This window comes from Streptomyces sp. NPDC012474, assembly GCF_042955185.1.
GTDB lineage: Bacteria > Actinomycetota > Actinomycetes > Streptomycetales > Streptomycetaceae > Streptomyces > Streptomyces cahuitamycinicus.
Genome location: NZ_JBIBEP010000011.1, coordinates 52,586 through 72,197, shown reverse-complemented (window position 1 = coordinate 72,197; position 19,612 = coordinate 52,586). Strand labels below are relative to the sequence as shown.

Below are 19,612 nucleotides of genomic sequence, written 5' to 3'. Positions count from 1 at the left end.
TTATCTGGGGCTTACATCACGTCGATTCCCCGCCCCGGACTGTTTGGAAGAGCGCAGGTCGTCGTGCTGGAATGCCTGAACTGCCCAATAGTCAATGACGTACGCGTCCGTCGTGGCGTCTTGGGCTCTGAACACTGCGGCACAACGTTGGTGCCGACCGCCGAGAGGTTGTTGGTCGAGTGAGGCGAAGCAAGAACAGTCCCGAGCCGTCGGCCCGGGGCAACTTCACCCCGCCGCCGCGCACAGCGGCGCCCGCCCCCGTGCCCGGTTCAGAACCGACGGCCGCGCCCGCCGAGAGCGGCGGCCGTCTCTCTCCGCGCAACTGGCGCGTGGCGACCAGGCTGAACGCGATCCTGCTCATACCCGTGCTGGTCGGCCTCGTCATGGGCGGCTTCCAGGTGAAGAGCTCGATCGACACCTGGCAGGAGGCCGAGGACGCGGAGAACACCGCGCGCCTGGTCCGCGCCGCCCTGGCCTACGGCAACGAGCTGCTCGTCGAACGCGACGTGACCGCCGCACCCCTGCTCCAGGGCAAGGGCGCGAAGGACCCGACGGTCGTGAAGGCCCGCGCGAACACCGACAGGGCGGCCGACGCCTTCGACGAGGCCGTCAAGAACATGCCCGACCGGCCCGGCCTGGAGCGGCGCCTGGAGCGCTTCCGCGAGGTGGAGCCGAAGCTCACGCAGCTGCGTGCGGCCGCCTACACCAGCCAGCTCAAGGGCGTGCAGACCGAAGAGGGCTACGTCGAGACCGAGCACAGGCTGCTGGAGTTCGCCAACGAGCTCGGCCTGGGCACCGGCAACATCACCAGCTACGGCCGCACCGTCTACGCCATCTCGCTGACCAAGGGCGCACTCTCCCTCCAGCGCTCCATCGGCATGCACATGCTGATCAAGCCCGGACCGGACGGCGGCAATCTGGCCAGCCAGCGCATCGCGCTGTCCTCGTACGCCTACCTGGAGCGCATCGCCATCCAGGAGTACGAGAGCGGCGGCACCGAAGCGGACTTCGCCAAGCTGACGGCGGCCGAGAAGCAGATCAAGGCCGATGGCGCGAAGATGGCCGCGGACGCCAAGGCCAAGGATCCGGACTACGTACCGCCGCCCGCCAACCCCACCACGATGCTGGCGAGGATCGCCGCGCTGTCGTCCACGGACCCGAGCGAGCGCGCCGACCTCGCCCAGGCAGGCATCACGGCTCAGAACTGGTGGGCCGTCACCACGCTGAAGTTCGACGCGTACAACAAGATCGAGACCGAGCTGGCCGACAAGGCCGTGAGCGAAGCGTCCGACATCGCCGACGACGCCCAGCGTGACGCCTACATCACCGGTGCCGCCGTCGTGGTCGCCCTGCTCCTCGCCTTCATCCTGGCCGGTGCGGTCGCCCGCCAGATGAGCCGTTCGATGCGCCAGCTGCGCAACGCCGCCTTCGGTATCGCCGAGCAGCGCCTGCCGATGCTGGTCGACCAGCTCTCGCGCACCGACCCCGGCCGCGTCGACACCCGCGTCCAGGCCATCCCGATCACCACCACGGACGAGATCGGCGAGGTCGCGCGCGCCTTCGACCAGGTCCACCGTGAGGCCGTCCGGCTCGCGGCCGAGCAGGCCCTGCTGCGGGGCAACATCAACGCGATCTTCACCAACCTGTCGCGCCGCAACCAGTCGCTGATCGAGGGCCAGCTGACCCTGATCACCGACCTGGAGAACAACGAGGCCGACCCGGACCAGCTGGAGAACCTCTTCAAGCTGGACCACCTGGCGACCCGTATGCGCCGCAACGGCGAGAACCTCCTGGTCCTCGCCGGCGAGGAGCCCGGCCGCCGCTGGGACCAGCCGGTCCCGCTGGTGGACGTGCTGCGCGCCGCCTCCTCCGAGGTGGAGCAGTACGAGCGCATCGAGCTGTCCGGTGTTCCGGAGGCCGAGATCCACGGCCGTGCCGTGACCGACCTCGTGCACCTGCTCGCCGAGCTCCTGGAGAACGCCACCACGTTCTCCTCCCCGCAGACCAAGGTCCGCGTCACCGCGACCCGTCTGCCCGACGGCCGCGTGATGATCGAGATCCACGACAAGGGCATCGGCCTCACCGCCGAGGACTTCGCGGACATCAACCACAAGCTGGCCAACCCGCCGACCGTGGACGCCGCGATCTCGCAGCGCATGGGCCTGTTCGTGGTCGGCCGGCTGTCCGACCGGCACGGCATCCGGGTCCAGCTGCGCCCCTCGGGCGAGCAGGCCGGCACGACGTCGCTGGTCATGCTGCCGGACGCGATCACCCACGGCGGCGGCGGCGAGCAGCACGTGGACCGCGACGAGTTCACCGTCTCGCAGATCATCCCGGAGCAGAACTTCGGCGGCGAGAGCTTCAACCAGCCGGGCATGCGCACGGCGGCGGAGCTCGGCTTCGACGACAGCCGCTACTCCGACGTCCCCGACGACATACGCGAGCTGGACCCCGTCGGCCGCTCCCTGATGCGCGAGGAGCGCCGGGCGGCCCTGGAGTCCCAGTCGCACGAGCAGCCCGCGCTGCCCGGGCAGAGCGGCCAGGAGCCGAACCACGCGAGCGGGTACCCCGACGAGTACAACGGCGCGCAGGGCTACGACGCCGGGCAGGGCTACGACACCGGCCAGTCGGGTTACCCGGAGCAGCAGCCGTCCGCGTACGACCGCCAGGCTCCCTACGAGGAGCAGCAGGGGCAGTACCAGGAGCAGCAGGCGCCGTACCAGGAGCAGCAGCAGGCGTCGTACGAGGAGCCGCAGCGGTCTGCGTACGACGAGCAGTACTACGCGCCGAACGGTGGTCTGCCGCAGAACGACACCTTCTCGCCGAACGGCGGCTACCCGGAGCCCTCCTATGCGGAGCCGGTCCAGGAGGAGCCCTCGGCTCCGGGCGCGGGCGGGCAGGGCGGTTTCGCCGCGTTCGAGCAGCGGCGCCACCAGGACGACTGGCCGCAGCAGGACGGTTACCAGAACGGCTACCCGAGCCAGTACCCTTCTCAGGCCCCGGAAACGGAATCTACGCAGGCCGCTGACGCGAGTGAGCAGGACCGCGTAGGCTTCGACCGTCCGGGATCGAGCCCCTCCGCCGCTCACACGATGACCGACGCCGGGCTTCCCCGCCGTGGATCCACCGCGAGCGGTGCGAACGGCACGGGTGGCGCACGGCATGGGAGCCAGGAGCCGCCGGCCTCCGCTCCGGAGAGCAACGGCGACAACTGGCGCTCGGCCAACGACGAGCGGTGGCAGCAGGCTTCGCAGCTCCGGAAGCCCAAGGCGGGCGGGGTCACCTCATCCGGCCTGCCGAGGCGGGTGCCCAAGGCCAACCTGATCGAGGGAGCCGCCGAGAGCACCCCCCAGGGAGGCCCACAGGTCTCCCGCGCCCCGGAGGACGTCCGGGGCAGGCTGAGCAACCTGCGTCGGGGCGTCCAGCGCGGGCGCAGCGCAGGCAGTGAAACGAACGGCCAGGGCTTCGGTCCTGACAGCACCTACAACCAGGAGCGTTAGTGTGAGCCCGATGAGCCAGGCGGCACAGAACCTGAACTGGTTGATCACCAACTTCGTGGACAACACCCCGGGGGTGTCCCACACGGTGGTGGTCTCCGCCGACGGACTCCTTCTGGCGATGTCCGAAGGCTTCCCCCGCGACCGCGCCGACCAGCTCGCGGCCGTCGCTTCCGGTCTGACGTCGCTGACGGCGGGTGCTTCCCGGATCTTCGAGGGTGGCGCCGTGAACCAGACCGTTGTGGAGATGGAGCGGGGATTCCTGTTCATCATGTCCGTTTCGGACGGTTCGTCGCTCGCCGTTCTCGCACATCCGGAGGCGGACATCGGCCTGATCGGGTACGAGATGGCCCTGCTGGTCGACCGAGCCGGTACGGTCCTGACACCGGACCTTCGTGCAGAGCTCCAGGGGAGCCTGCTCAACTAACAGACGGACGGTGCGTTTTGGCGTCCCGTGGCCGTAAGGTTTCGGGACGCGGCTCCACAGCGATGGGTGCCAGGCACAGTCGGAGGAGGAGAAAGTGGCAACACCCCCAAGCGGTTCGTCTTCGGGCAACTGGTCGTACGGCCCTGCCCAGGGCCAGGGCGACGGTGGTCAGAACCCGAACCGTTACAACTTCCCCTCCGCACCGAGCCACCGGCAGCCGTACGCGCCGCAGGGCCCCGGCCCGTCGCCGTACGACCAGCCGCCGGCCCCGCGTATCCAGCCTGTGCAGCCGCAGCGCCGCAACCCCGAGCCGGCTCCCGGCGGAGGGTCGAACAATCACAATCCGCTGGTGCGTCCGTACGCCATGACCGGCGGCCGGACCCGCCCCCGCTACCAGCTCGCCATCGAGGCGCTGGTGCACACCACTGCGCAGCCGCACCAGATGCAGGGCCAGTTGCCCGAGCATCAGCGGATCTGCAACCTCTGCCGGGAAATCAAGTCGGTCGCCGAGATCTCGGCGCTCCTCACGATCCCTCTCGGCGTGGCCAGGATCCTCGTCGCCGACTTGGCGGAGGCGGGACTGGTCGCCATCCATCAGCCCGGCGGCGACGAGAACGCCGGCGGCCAGCCAGACGTGACACTGCTCGAAAGGGTGCTCAGTGGACTTCGCAAGCTCTAGCGGAGGGCCTTCCCGCTCCACCACGTCCGCGAAGATCGTGGTGGCTGGCGGCTTCGGCGTGGGCAAGACCACGTTCGTGGGTGCCGTCTCGGAGATCAATCCGCTGCGCACAGAGGCCGTCATGACGTCCGCTTCGGCCGGCATCGACGACCTGACCCACACCGGGGACAAGACGACCACGACGGTCGCCATGGACTTCGGCCGTATCACCCTGGACCAGGACCTGATCCTGTACCTCTTCGGTACGCCGGGCCAGGACCGCTTCTGGTTCATGTGGGACGACCTGGTGCGCGGCGCCATCGGCGCGATCGTGCTGGTCGACACGAGGAGGCTCGCCGACTGCTTCCCCGCCGTCGACTACTTCGAGAACTCCGGTCTGCCGTTCGTCATCGCGCTGAACGGCTTCGACGGCCAGCAGCCGTACACGCCGGACGAGGTCCGCGAGGCGCTCCAGATCGGCCCCGACACCCCGATCATCACGACGGACGCGCGGCATCGGGCCGATGCGAAGTCTGCGTTGATCACACTGGTGGAGCATGCGCTGATGGCTCGTCTGCGGTAGTTCTCCGTTGCTGTAGGACAGCCCCTGGCGGCTTCTGGGTTGCCCGGGGCTGTTTGCGTGCCGGGTACGGGTTCGTGGGGGCTTGTCGCGCAGTTCCCGCGCCCCTGAAAGCAAAAGGCAAAGGCCCCTCCGTGTGGAGGGGCCTTTCTTCGTGCTGTTGGTCAGCGCCAGCTGTGCGGGGCCCTGAAGCCCGGCTCGCGTTCCAGGCGGCGCCAGCCGGCCTTGATGCGGCCGCGGTGGGCCGGGGTCGGGTCCGTGGGGCGGGCGGCGGCGCGGGCCAGGAGGATGGCCGTGATGGCGGCGACTTCCTCGGGCTCGGCGTGGCCCTTCTCGACGCGGATGTCAGGCGATTCCATGGGTTCAGTCTCCGTGAGGAAGATGTCCGCAGTGTTACTGCGGCGGGTTGCCGTGCTTGCGGGACGGCAGGTCCGCGTGCTTGGTCTGGAGCATGGCGAGGGACTTGATCAGCACCTCGCGGGTCTCGGCGGGGTCGATGACGTCGTCGACCAGGCCGCGCTCGGCCGCGTAGTAGGGGTGCATCAGCTCGGACTTGTACTCCTTGACCATGCGGGCCCGCATGGCCTCGGGGTCCTCGGCGTCGGCGATCTGACGGCGGAAGATGACGTTGGCGGCACCCTCGGCGCCCATGACGGCGATCTCGTTCGTCGGCCAGGCGTAGGTGAGGTCCGCACCGATGGACTGGCTGTCCATGACGATGTACGCACCTCCGTAGGCCTTGCGCAGGATCAGGGAGATCCTCGGCACGGTCGCGTTGCAGTAGGCGTAGAGGAGCTTCGCGCCGTGGCGGATGATGCCACCGTGCTCCTGGTCGACGCCCGGGAGGAAGCCGGGGACGTCCAGAAGAGTGATGATCGGAATGTTGAACGCATCGCACATCTGGACGAAGCGGGCCGCCTTCTCGGAGGCCTCGATGTCCAGCACACCGGCCAGCGCCTGGGGCTGGTTGGCGACGATGCCGACGACCTGGCCGTCCATCCGGCCCAGCGCGCAGATGATGTTGCGGGCCCAGCGCTCGTGGACTTCCAGGCAGTCGCCGTCGTCGACGATCTCCTCGATGACCTTGGCCATGTCGTAGGGCCGGTTGCCGTCCGCGGGGACGAGGTCCAGCAGGACGTCCGAGCGGCGGTCGGCCGCGTCCGAGGGCTCGGTGCGGGGCGGGTTCTCGCGGTTGTTCTGCGGGAGCAGGGACAGCAGGTAGCGGACCTCGGCGATGCAGGTCTCTTCGTCGTCGTAGGCGAAGTGGCAGACACCGGACGTCTCGGCGTGGACGTCCGCGCCGCCCAGGCCGTTCTGCGTGATCTCCTCGCCGGTGACCGCCTTGACTACGTCGGGGCCGGTGATGAACATCTGCGAGGTCTCGCGGACCATGAAGACGAAGTCGGTGAGGGCGGGGCTGTAGGCCGCGCCGCCGGCGCACGGGCCGAGCATCACCGAGATCTGCGGGATCACACCCGAGGCCTTGGTGTTGCGCTGGAAGATGCCGCCGTAGCCGGCGAGCGCCGAGACGCCCTCCTGGATGCGGGCGCCGGCGCCGTCGTTCAGCGACACCAGCGGGGCACCGGCCGCGATGGCCATGTCCATGATCTTGTGGATCTTCGTGGCGTGGGCCTCGCCCAGCGCGCCGCCGAAGATGCGGAAGTCGTGCGCGTAGACGAAGACCGTGCGGCCTTCGACCGTGCCCCAACCGGTGATCACACCGTCGGTGTAGGGCTTCTTGGCCTCCAGGCCGAAGCCGGTGGCCCGGTGCCGGCGCAGCTGCTCGACCTCCCGGAAGGAGTCCGGGTCGAGGAGGAGTTCGATGCGCTCCCGCGCGGTCAGCTTGCCCTTGGCGTGCTGCGCGCTGGTCGCCTTCTCGCTCGGTCCGGCCACCGCCTGCGCACGGATCTCGTGCAGTTCGGCCACGCGTCCGCGCGCGTCGGTCGGCTCACCCGGCGCCTCATCCAAAACGGTCATGTAGCGACCATACGAAGCCGAGCGAGGAATGCGGGGCGTCGACTCCTCACAGTCTCCGGCGTGTTTTCCTGGTACCCCTGAACAGAACCGTGGCGAGGTTGAGCCTTTCCGACTGCTCAGGGGGCGTGTCGCTTGTAGGGGTCACACAAAGCGGTCAGGCGAGAGTCACGTCACAGACATGCGTGGCGCATGCCTCCCCCGGGGTGACGCGCACGTGCAGCCGGCGGCCCGTGGAGAGCACCTCGACCGTCTCGTCCACGCGGACGACCCGGCGGACCGGGTGGTCCCAGACGACCTCCAGCGGTTCGCCCGTACGGGGCGGTTCGCTCACGCAGAGGGTAGCGGTACGGCCCCGCCGGACGACCAGCACGGCGGCGCCGGCGGAGGCGGAGAGCGGGCCCGCCGTCCCCGCCCGCCAGAAGTTGGCGGCCGTGCAGCCGAGGGACGGCACGGTGACCGCCTGGCGGCCGGCGTCGTTGGCGAGGACCGACAGCCAGCGGCGGTCGTCGGCACGGCGCGCGACCGCGCGGCGGGAGGCCCCGGGCATGAGGACGTAGGCGTACGTGGCGTCCTCGGGGTCGGTGCCGTGGTCGAGCCAGAGGGTCTGCCAGCGGCGGGTGCGCCGCTCCCGCGTGCTGCCGGTGTTGATGTCGGACCAGGCGCCGGTGCGGTCCTCGCGCAGCGCCTTCGGCTCGCGGCCTAGCAGGATCCAGCCGCCGTGGTCCCCCAGATGGGCCCAGCCGGGGCCCTTGACGAAGCGCTGGGTGCCGGACGCGCCGAGGTTGCGGTTGTCGACGATCGTCTCGACCGGGACGCCGTCCGCGCAGGTGATCCCGGCGCCCAGGCAGATCACCGCGTCCTCGACGCAGAACCAGGATTTGCGGGCTTCGAGGGTGGAGCCGAGGCCCTTGAGGTGCTGGCCGAGAGCCGCGAACGTGCCGTCGGTGGTGCCGCCGACCCAGCGCGCGTCCGGGCGGGCCGTGCCCCACTCGCCGCCTTCGCGGTCGGCGAGCCGCTTGGTGGAGACGGTGGTGCCGGGCAGCCGGTACCAGTCGACGGTCGGCCAGAACCAGTCCGTGTACTGGTCGCTCGCGCCGGCCCACCAGCTGACCATGCCCGCGCCGGTGTGCCAGCCGCGGGGGTTCTCGCCGTTGCCGCACTCGTAGTGGGCGATGCGGTCGCTGGCCATGGCGATGTTCACGGTGAATCCGGGGCCGCGGTGGACGGCACGGTCCATGGCGGCGAAGAGGTGGTGCCCGGGGGTTTCGGGCACGGCTGGGACGGGTGAGCCGGCGATGGCGTGCAGCCGGGCCAGGTCGGCGACGCCGAACTGGGGTGCCGTCAGGATCGGGGTCACGGTGTCCCGTTCGATCCAGCCCTTGACGCGGGCGTGCCAGCGGTCGCGCTCCGCGGGGCTCGCCCCGGCCGCGAGCAGAGCGATGGCGGCGATGAGCTGGTGGCCGTGGTAGTGGTCGCCGCGCAGGATCTTGCGGTCGTCGGAGACGAGGTGACCGCGGCTGATGGCCCGGCCGTTGACGCTGTCCATGACGAGCCCGTCGTGGATGAGCGGGGCGTAGGCGCGCTCGACGCTGTCGAGGACGATCTGCCGGTTCGGGTCGGTGACCTCCCAGTCGGATCCGGCGAGCAGGGCGAAGAGCCGGCCGAGTCCGTCGAGCATGACCTGACCGTACGTGCCCGAGTAGGCGACCCAGGTGTGCTGGACGAACGAGCCGTCGGCGTAGAGGCCGTCGCCCCGGGTGACGTGGGGGAAGGCCGGGGAGAGGGCGTCCCGGGCGAGGGCGATCCTGGCGGGGTCGCGGCCGAGGACGCCGCGCAGGGCGACGGAGCGGCACAGGTCGACGCGGTTGGCGCCGGTGGAGGTGCCGCTGTAGTCGGCGAGGGCCGAGTCGGGGACGAAGTGGCCGACGGCGGCGCAGGCGGCGCCGACCCGGGGCTGCCCCAGCTCCTCGTACAGGGCGGCCGTGATGTCCATGAGCAGGCGGGGGCTGCCGATCTGCCATTCCCACCAGTTGCCGTAGCGGGTGGTGGCGGGGTTGTAGACGGTGGCGGAGAGGTGGTCGAGGCCGCGCAGGATGCCGTCGAGGAGAGCGGGGTCGGCGGTCGAGCCGGTGCCCTGCTGAAGGTAGGCCTGGGTCATGGTCCACAGGCGGCCGTAGCTGAGGGTGATGCCGGCCGGCGGGTCGAAGGGGTGGCCCGGCCAGAGGGAGTCCGCCGCAGGGGCCATGCTCGCGCGCAGGTCTCGAGCGAGGGCGCCGGTCTCGGCGAGCCGGGCGGCGTAGGGCCCGGCCGTCGGGTCGTAGCCGGTGCCGAGCGCGATGCCGAGCCAGCGGCGGCGCAGGGTGTCGTACGGATCGCCCGGCGCGTCGGTGATCCGGCCCGCGGGGGCCGCGCCCCCCGTCGCAGCGAGGGCCGTGGCCGCCAGCAGCAGGGCGCGGCGGCTGGGCCGGAGCAGGGCGGCGGCCCCGGCCGTACGACGGGGGGAGACGCGGCGCTGGGGAGTCATGCCCATGCCCTACCACGGGAGGTGGTCACCTGAACGGGGGATCCGGCCGGAGTGAGCGGAACGGGGGAACGGCCGAAACGGGGGAACGGCCGGAGCAGGAGCGGCCGGAATGGCGGAACGGCCCGAGCGGGAGCGGGAGCGGCCGGAACGGGAGCGGCCGGAACGAGAACGGCCGGAACGAGAACGGCCCGAACGGGAACGGCCCGAACGGGAACGGCCCGAGCGGGAGCGACCGGAGCGGCGGAACAGCCCGGGCGGCAGGAGCGGGAAGCGGTCTCGGCGGGTCAGCCGAAGCGGTTCAGCAGGCGGCGGTACAGGCCCGGCGCGAGGCCGCGGACCCTGCCGGGGACGGTCAGCCAGGCGGGGACGTACGCCTCGTCGCGGTTCTGCCCGACGGCCTCCCAGATCGTGCCGGCGACGCTGCCGGGCGAGAGGAGGCCGGTGCGGGTGCCGTCGTAGGGCCTGCCGCGGCGGGTGTGGAAGGGCGTGTCGACGGCTCCGGGCACGATGAAGGTCACGCCCACGCCCGTGCCGCGCAGTTCCTGGCGCAGCGCCTCGGCGAAGGCGGCCAGGCCGGCCTTGGCGGCGGAGTACACCGCCTCCTCCCGCCGGCCCACGCAGCCGGCGACCGAGCCGAGCAGCACCACGCGACCCCGCCCCGCCGCGATCATGGTCGGCAGCACCTCGCGCACGAGGTGGAGGGTGGCGTTGAGGTCCAGGGTCAGCACCCGGTCGATGTCGGTGTGCGGCATGGTGGCGAAGGGGCCCGCCCAGCCCATGCCCGCCCCGGCGACCAGGACGTCGATCCGGCCGGTGGTGTGCAGCGCGGACTGGGCCAGCAGGCGCGGGCCGTCCGGGGCGGCGAGATCGGCGGGCAGCACGACGGCCGTGGTGCCGGACGCCGTCTGCTCCAGGCGGCGCCGGTCGCGTCCGCTGAGGAGCAGCTGCCAGCCGTCCAGGGCGAACCGCCGGGCCGTGGCCGCTCCGATGCCGGAGGAGGCGCCGGTGACGAGGGCGACGCGCCGGTCGAGACGTCGCGGGGGTCCGTACTGGTTCACCCGGGCGGGGACGGGCGCCGTGGGGCGGCGCGGGGCGGGGTCTGCCGGTGGGTCGTAGGCCGAGCCGGAGCCGGTGAGTGTCACGAGTCGCTCTCCCCTGCGCTGTGCGTCCGCCGTGGTCTCGTCTGTCTCCATACGGTCACTGAAAACGGAACCCCCTCTTGCCGGACGCCGCCACCGCACCGCGGGCCGCCCGGGCCCGGAGCGACGGCACCGGCAGGCCCCCGTTCCATGGGCCGACCGCGTTCCGCGCCGCCACCCACCCATCCGGCAGGACCACCCCTGCGGGCAGGGCGATTGCGCCGACCGGGGGTACGGGAGGGTGCGGCGGACGCGGGGCGACACACACCAAAGATGTTGAACATTGAACGGAATAGGTCTACGGTGGGTCACGTTGGAGTAGTTAAAGATTCAACATCACACGCAGGAGGCGTACACACCATGAGCATCTTCAGCCGCAACGACGCCCAGACCGCCACCGCCACCGGTGCCGCCGTGAACCCCGAGCCGGCCGCCCTGACCGGCGACTACACGATCGACCCCGCGCACTCGACGATCGGCTTCGTCGCCCGGCACGCCATGGTCACCAACGTCAAGGGCGGCTTCCAGGACTTCACCGGCGCCCTCCACCTCGACGGCGGCGACCCGTCGCGGTCGACGGCCTCCATCGACGTCGTGATGGACAGCATCAGCACGGGCAACGCCGACCGCGACGGCCACCTGAAGAGCGCGGACTTCTTCAAGGCGGACGAGTTCCCGGCCATGACGTTCCGCTCCACCAAGGCGGAGGCGCTCGGCGGTGACGACTACCGGATCACCGGGGACCTGACGATCCTCGGCACGACCCGCCCCCTCGCCATCGACCTCGAGTTCAACGGCGCGGCGAAGGACCCCTTCGGCAACGAGCGCGTCGGCTTCGAGGGCAAGGCGGAGATTCTGCGCTCCGAGTGGGGCCTGACCTGGAACGCCGCACTGGAGACCGGCGGCGTCCTGGTCTCCGACAAGATCAAGCTCAACTTCGACATCTCGGCCATCCGGAACGCGTGAACCCCGCGGGGCCGGCCCGGTGACGTCAGCCCGGGCCGGCCTGGCCGGTTCCGCCCCTTGTGCGGAGACTGTCCGCGTTCTCATAATCCAGCAGCGCTACTTTGACCAGTCCATGCCAGCACATGGACGTTCTTTTTTGCCCTGCTGCTGTCATGTGCTCGTCAATCTGATGCTTCGGTTGCACCTCCCCAGTCAACCCCCCTCGGAAGGCATCACGTTGAAGAGACTCCTCACGGCCCTCAAGAGATGCGCGGCCCTCGGCGCCGCCGCCCTCGCGATCGCCAGCCTCCAGCCCGTTTCCGCCGCGCAGGCCGCGCCGTCGCCCGTGGTCGGCGGAACCCGGGCCGCGCAGGGCGAGTTCCCGTTCATGGTCCGGCTCTCCATGGGCTGTGGCGGCGCGCTCTACACCCAGCAGATCGTGCTCACGGCCGCGCACTGCGTGGGCCGTTCCGGCAACAACACGAGCATCACCGCGACCGCGGGAGTCGTCGACCTCCAGTCCACCAGCGGCCGGGTCCAGGTCCGCTCCACCAAGGTGCTGCGCGCCCCCGGCTACAACGGCACCGGCAAGGACTGGGCGCTCATCAAGCTCGCCCGGCCCATCGACCTGCCGACGCTGAAGATCGCCACGACCGCGCAGTACAACACCGGTGACTTCACCGTCGCCGGCTGGGGCGCGAACCGCGAGGGCGGCTCTCAGCAGCGCTACCTCCTGAAGGCGACCGTGCCGTTCGTCAGCGACGCCGCGTGCAAGGCCTACGGCGGTCTGTACAACGGCCTCGTCGCGAACGAGGAGATCTGCGCCGGCTTCGACGCGGGCGGCGTCGACACCTGCCAGGGCGATTCCGGCGGCCCGATGTTCCGCAAGGACAACGCGGGCGGCTGGATCCAGGTCGGCATCGTCAGCTGGGGTGAGGGCTGCGCCCGTCCCGAGGCCCCCGGCGTCTACACGGAGGTCTCCACCTTCGCCTCCGCCATAGCCTCGGCGGCGTCGACCCTCTGACCGACGGCTTTCAGGGCCCGGCGCCGTCTGGGCGCCGGGCCCGTCCGGACTGCGGACCGACGCGGGTGCCGCCTGGGCGCCGGGCCCGTCCGGACTGCGGACCGACGCGGGTGCCGCCTGGGCGCCGGGCCGTCCGGACTGCGGACGGACGCCGGTGCCACTCCGGCCGTTTCGCGGGCCGGCAGGCGCCGGGCCGGCCGGTTTCGACGGCCGGCAGGCGCCAGGCCGGCCCTTGGGCTGCTGCGGCCTGAGGCCGCGGCTGCCCGGCGCAGGTGCGCCCCGGCTCAGCGGGTCGAGGCCCGGGCTTCCAGGTTCCGCACCGTCGCCGTCACCTGCGCGGCGCGGCTTCTCGTCGTCCTGGCGCGGAGTACGCCGAGCATCGCCAGGTAGCGGTCCGTGCGGCCCAGGGTCTCGAAGACCGCGGCGGCGCTGGGGCTGCGGGCCAGGGCCGCCGCCAGGTCGGCCGGAACCTCGGCCTCCTTCTGGGACGCGTACGCCGCCTCCCACCGGCCGTCCGCCCGTGCGGACGCGACCTCCGCGAGTCCGCCGGGCCGCATCCGCCCGGCGGCGGTCAGTTCCTCAACGCGCCGGACATTGACCATGGACCAGAGACTGGCGGGGCGTCGCGGGGTGATCCGCTGGAGGTAGTGCGACTCGTCGAGTCCCTTGCGCTGCCCGGTGATCCACCCGTGGCACAGCGCCACGTCGTTGACGTCGGCGGCGGTGACGGAGGGAACCCCCGCCCCCTTCTTCGCGACCCTGACCCAGAGGCCCGGGTGCGGGGCCGGGTGTGCCGTCAGCCAGGAGTCCAGGTCGGGCACGGTCGCGAAGGAGAGCGGGCCGGCGCCTTCGGAAGTGGTCATGGCATCACCGTAAGGACGAACCAGGCCAGGAGCCGTCCGCTATGCGAGCAGCAGGCGCGCCTGTTCGCGGGCCTGGGCGATGGCGTCCGGGAAGACGCCCAGGCCATGGGCGACCAGGGCGCCCTCGTGCAGGAGCATCAGCGTCCGGGCCGTCGAGTCCGCCGTCTCGGGCGCGATCTCCCCGGTGAAGCGCGTGAACAGGGCGAGCATCCACCGCTTCTGCCCGGTGATGATCGGGTGGGCCGGATGGGCGGGGTCGCTGATCTCCGCGTGGGCGTTGACCATGCTGCACCCCCTCGGGCTGAACTCCTCCGCCCAGGCGCGCGATGCGTCGAACACGGCCAGGACGCCCTCGCGCGGGTCCGGGCCCACCGCGCCGAGTCGCTCGGCGAGGAAGGCCCGCCAGCGCTCGTCGCGATCCGCCAGGTACTCCACGACGATCTGCTCCTTGGAGCCGAACCGGTCGTAGAGCGTCTTCTTCGTGACCCCGGCCTCGGCGGAGATGAGGTCGACGCCCACGGCGTGGATGCCGCGCTCGTAGAACAGCCGGCCGGCGGCAGTCAGGGCACGGCGGGCGGCAGGCGTCATCGTGATCCGGTGGGGATGCGGCGCGGTGGGACTCATGGCACCAGACTATACCGATCTGTATAGTGGGCGGGGAGCGAGTATACCGATCTGTCTACTGGTTGTGATTTTGTGAACGTCGTTCTCTCCCTCGCCTTCGTCCTGTGCTGGAGTTCCGGCTTCATCGGGGCCAAACTCGGCGCCGGCAGCGCGTCCGCGCCGACGATCCTGATGTGGCGGTTCCTGCCGCTGGCCGTCGTCCTGCTCGCCGTCGCCGCCCTCACACGATCGGCCTGGCGGGGCCTCACCACCCGGGACCTCACCCGGCAGGCCGTGGTCGGCGTGCTCTCGCAGAGCGGCTATCTGCTCAGCGTCTACTACGCCATCCAGCTCGGCGTCTCCAGTGGTACGACGGCCCTCATCGACGGGGTCCAGCCCCTGGTCGCCGGCGCCCTGGCGGGGCCGCTGCTGGGACAGTACGTGTCGGGCCGGCAGTGGATCGGCCTGGGCCTGGGGCTGAGCGGCGTCGCCGTGGTCACGCTGGCCGACGCGGCGGCGGGCGGCGACGTGGCGTGGTGGGCGTACGCCGTGCCGCTGCTCGGCATGCTGTCCCTGGTCGCGGCGACGTTCCTGGAGAGCCGGTCCCGCTCGCGGGTCACCCCGCCGGTGTCGCTGACCGTCCACTGCGCGACCAGCGCGGTCCTCTTCTCCGCACTGGCCCTGGGCACCGGCGCCGCCGCACCGCCCGGCCGGTGGGACTTCTGGGTCGCGGTCGCCTGGCTCGTGGGCCTGTCCACGTTCGGCGGGTACGGGCTGTACTGGCTCATCCTGAAGCGCTCCGGCGTCACCAAGGTCAACACGCTGATGTTCCTGATGGCCCCGGTCACCGCGGTCTGGGGCGCGCTGATGTTCGGTGAGCCGTTCGGCGCGCAGACCGCCCTCGGGCTGACCGTCTGTCTCGCGGCGGTCGTCATCGTCCACCGTGGCGGCCGGAGGCGCAGGCCCCTGACCGCCGCCCGGGCGGAGCCGGAGGAGAACCGGCGCACCCGGTCGACCCGGTCGCCCGGGTCCTGACCGAATCAGAATCCGCCCCCGAAGTCCCCTCCACCGCCGAAGTCGCCGCCGCCGCCGAAGTCCCCGCCACCGAAACCGCCGCCGAAATCGCCGGTGTCGAAGTCCGCGCCGGAGACGTCGCCGCCCTCGTAGCCGCCGAAGTCGCCGTAGCCGGAGCCGTAGTCGGCCGCGTAGGCGGGGGCCGCCATCATGCTGCCGAGCATGGTGCCGACGAGGAGGCCGGGCAGCAGGCCACCGCCGAAGTAGCCGCCGGCCCAGGGGCCGTACGCCGGTCCGGCCTCCCAGTAGGGGCGGCGGCCGTCGTCCGTGTCGACCTCGCGGATCGCCGGGTCGCGGCCCTCGGCGAGACGCCGCTCGTCGGCCGCGCAGACCGGGACCTCGCGGGCGGTGCCGACCGGGGGCGTCCAGGTGGCGTCGGTGACCGAGGGACCGTGGCGCGGGTCGAAGAAGCAGGGCGGGCGGCGCTCCGGCAGCGTGCCGCCCTCGCGGCGGGCCTCGAGCCGGGCCAGGGAGAAGCGGCCGTCCTCCACGGCCTGGGTGACGGCCCGGACGTCCTCCGGTTTCCCCGCGGCCGCCATCAGGGACTTGGCCTGCTCGTAGGAGTCCAGGGCACGCTCGTAGTCGGTGCGCATCGCGTCGTCGGCGCCGGGCTCCCCGGGGTGGAAGTCGAGGCGGTCGAGTTCCTCGCCGAACGCGGTGATGTCCTCGTCGACGACCACCCGCAGCCTCTCCAGCGCGGCCCGCTGCTCCTCCTCGTGGCGGCGCCGGTTGCGGCGGACCCGGGCGTAGGCGCCCGCGCCGCCGACCGCGACCAGGGCGCCGACCGTGATCAGGCCACCGACCGGCACGTCGGTGCCCGAGCCGTCGCTCCAGCTGCTCGGCGCCGAGCCGCCCACGTTGCGCAGGGCGTCATCGACGAAGTCGTTCAGCTGGGCCTTGGTGTCGCCCGCGTCCTGCACCGCCGTGACCAGGTTGGACACCGCCTGCCGGCTCATGACCGAGCTGTCGGCACGGGCGTCGAACCGGTCGCCGAGGTGGATGCCGTACAAGCCCGTCACGCCGGTCTCCGTGCGGAGGTTCCGGAAGAGGTCCTGCGTGGGGTATCCGGCCGGGAGGACCGCCACGAAGACGGGCTTGTCCGCGTCCTTGATCTTGTCGGCGAGCGCCTCGGCGTCCGACGCCGCCAGCTGCCCGGAGGCCGCCGGATCGACGTAGACGGGGTTCTCGCGCAGTTCCTGGGCGACCTTCGAGAGGTCGGTGGCCGCGTGCGCACCCGGCGCACCGGCCAGCAGCACCGCCAGTACGGCGGCGACCGGCACGATCAACAGACGTACGACGGTACGCACCAGTGCGGCCTTCATATGTTCGAAGCTACCCGAAACCACCCAGAAAGGGTTATCCGTCGAGGCAGGGATTTGTGGCCGCCGCTGGGCCTAGGATGCCCTGCGGCCATCGGCCATCCAGGAGGGGCGGTAACAGGGGCATGTTCGGAAGACGCAGGGCTGCGGACATGACGGTGTCCGAACTGACCGAGCTGGACCGCTCGCGTACGCGGGCCGACCTGCTGTGGGAGCTGTACCGGCATGCCGAGGCGGAGGTGACGTCGGCGATCGGCTGGTATCTGGCGCGGCGCCGGGGACCGTCGCTGTGGTCGCGTTCGCTGCGGGCGCTGGCCACGCTGCTGGGCATCGTCGGCACGATCACGCCGCTGGTGCACGCGGCCGCGCCCACGGCCGTGCAGCCCGAGTGGGGCTTCGTGTTCCTGGCCGGCGGGGCGGGCTGCGTGCTCTTCGACCGGATCTTCGGGTTCTCGGCGTCCTGGACCCGTTACATCCGTGCCGAGATGGCGTTGCAGCAGATCCTCAAGAAGGCGCAGTCCGACTGGGCGCAGGCGTTCCTGAGGACCACCGACTCCCCCAGCGACAAGGAGCAGGCCGCCCTGCTCGGGGTGATCGAGCGGCTGCGGACCGACGCACAGCGGATCATCGAGGACGAGGGCACGGCGTGGGTCGGCTATCTGGCCGACGGCGTCGAGGAGCTGACCCGCTCCACCGCCACCGCCACCGGCCAGCGCTCCCACACGGCCGGCCTCTTCCGCCTCGACCGGACGCCCGGCCGTGAGCGGGGCGGCGAGGTCCCGGCACCGCGGTCCCGGGACACGGCGATGTGACGCGCGCCCCGGGCACCCGGCCGGGCCGCCGCTACTCCGCCGGGGCGACTCCCGCGCGCAGCAGCCCGTAGGTGTACGCGTCCTCCAGTGCCTGCCAGCTGGCGGCGATGACGTTGTCGGCGACGCCGACCGTCGACCACTCGCCCGTGCCGTCGGACGTGGAGATCAGCACCCGGGTCGTGGAGTTGGTGCCGTGCTTGCCCTCAAGGATGCGGACCTTGTAGTCCACCAGTTCCAGCTTGGCGAGCTGGGGGTAGATCTTCTCCAGGCCCACGCGCAGAGAGCGGTCCAAGGCGTGAACGGGGCCGTTGCCCTCGGCCGTGGCGACGATCCGCTCGCCCTTGGCCCACAGCTTGACCGTGGCCTCGTTGGCGTGGGAGCCGTCGGGCCGGTCCTCGACGATGGCGCGCCAGGACTCGACCTCGAAATAGCTCAGCGGTCCGCCCTGGACCTCGGCGCGCAGCAGGAGTTCGAAGCTCGCGTCGGCCGCCTCGTACGTGTAGCCCAGGAGCTCGCGTTCCTTCACGCGCTCGACCACCCGGCCGACCAGCTCGCGGTCACCGCCGAGGTCGATGCCGAGTTCCTTGCCCTTGAGCTCGATGGACGCGCGCCCGGCCATGTCGGAGACCAGCATCCGCATGGTGTTGCCGACCTGCTCGGGGTCGATGTGCTGGTACAGGTCCGGGTCGACCTTGATCGCCGAGGCGTGCAGTCCGGCCTTGTGGGCGAAGGCGGAGAGGCCGACATAGGGCTGGTGCGTGGAGGGGGTGAGGTTGACGACCTCGGCGATGGCGTGCGAGATGCGCGTCATCTCCTGCAGGTGTCCCTCGGGCAGGACCTGCTTGCCGTACTTCAGCTCCAGGGCCGCCACGACCGGGAAGAGGTTCGCGTTGCCGACGCGCTCGCCGTAGCCGTTGGCCGTGCACTGCACGTGCGTCGCGCCCGCGTCGACGGCGGCCAGGGTGTTGGCGACCGCGCAGCCCGTGTCGTCCTGGGCGTGGATGCCGAGCCGGGCGCCGGTGTCGGCGAGGACCGTGGAGACGACGGCCTGGATCTGCGCCGGGAGCATGCCGCCGTTGGTGTCGCACAGGACGACGACGTCCGCGCCGGCCTCCGACGCCGTACGGACGACCGCCTTGGCGTACTCGGGGTTGGCCCGGTAGCCGTCGAAGAAGTGCTCGCAGTCGATGAAGACCCGGCGGCCCTGCTCCTTGAGGAAGGACACGGTGTCGCCGACCATCGCCAGGTTCTCGTCCAGGGTGGTGCGCAGGGCGAGTTCGACATGGCGGTCGTGCGACTTGGCGACCAGTGTGATCACCGGCGCACCGGACTCCAGGAGCGCCCGTACCTGCGGGTCCTGGTCGGCTGTGGTGCCGGCTCGGCGGGTGGAGCCGAACGCGACGAGCTGGGCGTGCCGGAAGTCGATCTCCTGCCCGGCGCGGGCGAAGAACTCGGTGTCCCGGGGGTTCGCGCCCGGCCAGCCGCCCTCGATGAAGCCCACGCCGAAGTCGTCCAGGTGCCGTGCGATGGCCAGCTTGTCGGCGACGGTGAGGTTGATGCCCTCACGCTGGGCGCCGTCACGCAGGGTGGTGTCGAAGACGTGGAACGAATCGTCGAGGTCGCTGGTAGCGGTCATGGTCTCAAGGCTCCTGAGGATGGGATCTCGGTCGTACCGGAATGACCGGCTCCACCGCCCTCACATACTCCCTCGCGCTCTCGCCTCCGGCTGCGGGTGGGCCAGAAATGCGAAAAACCTCTCGCGGGTGCGAGAGGTCTGCGCGCGGGTCGAGGACGACGGTGTCCACCCGTACCTGGTCGTACGTGGTGGTCACTGCGGACCGGCGCGCCTGCTGCCAATAATCGTGGCGAACGAGAGCACGGAGGCAGTCTGGCACAACCCCCGCGCTTCGCTCACGGTTGTCTCAGGATGCGGTCGGTGACCCCATGTGGCGGACGTAGACGTGCGATGTCGTACGTGTCGCCGGGACGGGCACAGGCCCGGGGGGGGGCGGGGCGGGGCGGGCACAGGCCCGGGAGGCCGGGGCGGGCACAGGCGCCGGGGGCCGGACGCAGGCCGGGGGCCGGACGCAGGCCGGGGGCCGGACGCAGGCCGGGGGCCGGACGCAGGCCGGGGGCCGGACGCAGGCCGGGGGCCGGACGCAGGCCGGGG

General features: G+C 71.4%; 16 protein-coding genes. 8 read left to right on the top strand and 8 right to left on the bottom strand.

Annotated features, from left to right (window positions below; genetic code table 11):
* Positions 1-179: 179 nt before the first annotated feature.
* The 4 genes from ACFY9S_RS23725 to ACFY9S_RS23710 all read left to right on the top strand — a co-directional run bounded on the left by ACFY9S_RS23725 (position 180) and on the right by ACFY9S_RS23710 (position 5,165).
* On the top strand, positions 180-3,500 hold the full coding sequence (locus ACFY9S_RS23725; protein ID WP_391131728.1) for a nitrate- and nitrite sensing domain-containing protein: 3,321 nt from the start codon (positions 180-182) through the stop codon (positions 3,498-3,500).
* Between the two features lie 10 nt (positions 3,501-3,510).
* A complete protein-coding gene (locus ACFY9S_RS23720; RefSeq protein WP_003993185.1) occupies positions 3,511-3,924 on the top strand; it encodes a roadblock/LC7 domain-containing protein in 414 nt (137 codons plus the stop codon).
* Positions 3,925-4,018: 94 nt separating this feature from the next.
* Positions 4,019-4,603 (top strand): DUF742 domain-containing protein, encoded by a 585-nt coding sequence (locus ACFY9S_RS23715; protein ID WP_102911447.1) that lies wholly within the window; start codon positions 4,019-4,021, stop codon positions 4,601-4,603.
* Positions 4,584-5,165: an ATP/GTP-binding protein gene (locus ACFY9S_RS23710; RefSeq protein ID WP_014675207.1), complete on the top strand. Its 582-nt coding sequence runs from the start codon at positions 4,584-4,586 to the stop codon at positions 5,163-5,165. The genes ACFY9S_RS23715 and ACFY9S_RS23710 overlap by 20 nt, the downstream gene beginning before the upstream one ends.
* A gap of 161 nt (positions 5,166-5,326) precedes the next feature.
* Here the strand turns inward: ACFY9S_RS23710 and ACFY9S_RS23705 are convergent, their stop codons facing one another.
* The 4 genes from ACFY9S_RS23705 to ACFY9S_RS23690 all read right to left on the bottom strand — a co-directional run bounded on the left by ACFY9S_RS23705 (position 5,327) and on the right by ACFY9S_RS23690 (position 10,805).
* On the bottom strand, positions 5,327-5,521 hold the full coding sequence (locus ACFY9S_RS23705) for an acyl-CoA carboxylase subunit epsilon (protein ID WP_030851540.1): 195 nt from the start codon (positions 5,519-5,521) through the stop codon (positions 5,327-5,329).
* Between the two features lie 34 nt (positions 5,522-5,555).
* Positions 5,556-7,139, bottom strand: a complete 1,584-nt coding sequence (locus ACFY9S_RS23700; RefSeq protein ID WP_391131725.1) for a carboxyl transferase domain-containing protein — start codon at positions 7,137-7,139, stop codon at positions 5,556-5,558.
* A 154-nt stretch (positions 7,140-7,293) separates the two neighbouring features.
* Complete coding sequence (locus ACFY9S_RS23695) at positions 7,294-9,663, bottom strand: polysaccharide lyase family 8 super-sandwich domain-containing protein (protein WP_391131723.1); 2,370 nt, start codon at positions 9,661-9,663, stop codon at positions 7,294-7,296.
* 284 nt (positions 9,664-9,947) lie between these two features.
* A complete protein-coding gene (locus ACFY9S_RS23690; RefSeq protein WP_391131979.1) occupies positions 9,948-10,805 on the bottom strand; it encodes an SDR family NAD(P)-dependent oxidoreductase in 858 nt (285 codons plus the stop codon).
* Between the two features lie 357 nt (positions 10,806-11,162).
* On the opposite strand from ACFY9S_RS23690, the gene ACFY9S_RS23685 reads away from it, so the two are divergent.
* Together ACFY9S_RS23685 and ACFY9S_RS23680 are read left to right on the top strand one after the other, a co-directional pair.
* Positions 11,163-11,768 (top strand): YceI family protein, encoded by a 606-nt coding sequence (locus ACFY9S_RS23685; RefSeq protein WP_391131721.1) that lies wholly within the window; start codon positions 11,163-11,165, stop codon positions 11,766-11,768.
* 217 nt (positions 11,769-11,985) lie between these two features.
* Entirely contained in the window at positions 11,986-12,771 is a 786-nt protein-coding gene (locus ACFY9S_RS23680; protein ID WP_391131719.1) for a trypsin-like serine protease, read from the top strand.
* Between the two features lie 284 nt (positions 12,772-13,055).
* On the opposite strand, the gene ACFY9S_RS23675 is transcribed toward ACFY9S_RS23680, so the two are convergent.
* Both ACFY9S_RS23675 and ACFY9S_RS23670 read right to left on the bottom strand, forming a co-directional pair.
* The gene (locus ACFY9S_RS23675) at positions 13,056-13,634 is read right to left on the bottom strand and encodes a YdeI/OmpD-associated family protein (RefSeq protein WP_391131717.1); all 579 of its coding nucleotides are present in this window, start codon (positions 13,632-13,634) and stop codon (positions 13,056-13,058) included.
* Positions 13,635-13,673: 39 nt separating this feature from the next.
* Positions 13,674-14,258 (bottom strand): TetR family transcriptional regulator, encoded by a 585-nt coding sequence (locus tag ACFY9S_RS23670; protein WP_391131716.1) that lies wholly within the window; start codon positions 14,256-14,258, stop codon positions 13,674-13,676.
* Between the two features lie 72 nt (positions 14,259-14,330).
* Between ACFY9S_RS23670 and ACFY9S_RS23665 the strand changes: the two genes are divergently transcribed.
* Positions 14,331-15,272 (top strand): EamA family transporter, encoded by a 942-nt coding sequence (locus tag ACFY9S_RS23665; protein WP_391131714.1) that lies wholly within the window; start codon positions 14,331-14,333, stop codon positions 15,270-15,272.
* A 5-nt stretch (positions 15,273-15,277) separates the two neighbouring features.
* Here the strand turns inward: ACFY9S_RS23665 and ACFY9S_RS23660 are convergent, their stop codons facing one another.
* Positions 15,278-16,633 carry a hypothetical protein gene (locus tag ACFY9S_RS23660; RefSeq protein WP_391131712.1) on the bottom strand — a complete coding sequence of 452 codons (1,356 nt, stop codon included), beginning with the start codon at positions 16,631-16,633 and terminating at the stop codon, positions 15,278-15,280.
* Between the two features lie 149 nt (positions 16,634-16,782).
* Between ACFY9S_RS23660 and ACFY9S_RS23655 the strand changes: the two genes are divergently transcribed.
* Positions 16,783-17,442 (top strand): SLATT domain-containing protein, encoded by a 660-nt coding sequence (locus ACFY9S_RS23655; RefSeq protein WP_391131710.1) that lies wholly within the window; start codon positions 16,783-16,785, stop codon positions 17,440-17,442.
* Positions 17,443-17,473: 31 nt separating this feature from the next.
* Here the strand turns inward: ACFY9S_RS23655 and cimA are convergent, their stop codons facing one another.
* Complete coding sequence (cimA, locus tag ACFY9S_RS23650) at positions 17,474-19,078, bottom strand: citramalate synthase (protein WP_391131709.1); 1,605 nt, start codon at positions 19,076-19,078, stop codon at positions 17,474-17,476.
* Positions 19,079-19,612: the final 534 nt, after the last annotated feature.